Annotated in this window: 1 protein-coding gene; it reads right to left on the bottom strand. The window is 79.9% G+C overall.

Annotated elements, in window-relative coordinates:
- Positions 1 to 40: 40 nt before the first annotated feature.
- Complete coding sequence (locus ACFV0G_RS37420; RefSeq protein WP_380557693.1) at positions 41 to 739, bottom strand: hypothetical protein; 699 nt, start codon at positions 737 to 739, stop codon at positions 41 to 43.
- Positions 740 to 855: the final 116 nt, after the last annotated feature.

Raw genomic sequence — 855 nt, 5'->3', positions numbered from 1 at the left:
GGGCGTTTGACTCGGCGCGCGGCGTGGCCCCCACCCGGGACTACCACACCCTGTCCGCCGGGTCACCCCCCGCGTCCAGCACCGCCGCCGTGCGCACCGCCGGCACGATCACCGCACCCGCCTGCTCCACGTTGTAGTTCGACAGGAAGTAGTTCCGCTGCAGGAACGCCCCCGGCGCCCCGGCCCTCACCAACTGCAGCTCCCGCGCGGCCGGGTGGTACGCGTACGCGCCCGGCGGCACCCCCTCCACATGGGTGGCGAAGACGTAGAACGCGGCCGGCGACGACTCACCGCCGGCCGTCGCATCGCTGTCGAGTGCGGCGCCGGCCACGGCCGCGTCCAGGGCGCCCGCCAACTCGGCCGCCCGCAGCGGCCGGCCCGCGACGAACCGGCCGAAGCTGCTGCGCCTGGCCCGCAGCGCCTCGCGCACGCTCACCGGCATCGACGCCGCGGCGGGCAGCGGGTACCGCCCGCCGGCCCCGGCCCGCTCCGGCGGGCGGGCCACCGCCGGGGCGATCGCGTCCGCCGCGGGCCGGTGCACGGCGTTCCGCAGGGTGGCCTGCTGCATCCGCTGCACGGCCTCGAATCCGAACACCCGGCGTGAGCGCTCCCGTTCGGTGCGCACCACCCGCGGCCGGCTGCCCGCTCCCGGGGGCCGGTCCCGAACGGCCTCCGCCCCCGCCCAGCGCAGCGGGACCACGGCGAACAGCCCCTCCGCGGACGGCTCGGCGCCCAGCAACCGACCCCGCCGCGCCGCGGCCGACCCACACCACGCGCCGCGCCCCCCGGCCCCGGCGGGCGCCCCCCCCCCCCCCGCGAGCACCCCCCCCCCGGTCGATCGGGCCGATCGGGCCG

Source organism: Kitasatospora sp. NPDC059571 (assembly GCF_042735675.1).
GTDB lineage: Bacteria > Actinomycetota > Actinomycetes > Streptomycetales > Streptomycetaceae > Kitasatospora.
Note: the sequence above shows the minus strand (reverse complement) of the source record. Positions and strands in the feature narration are given on the sequence as shown.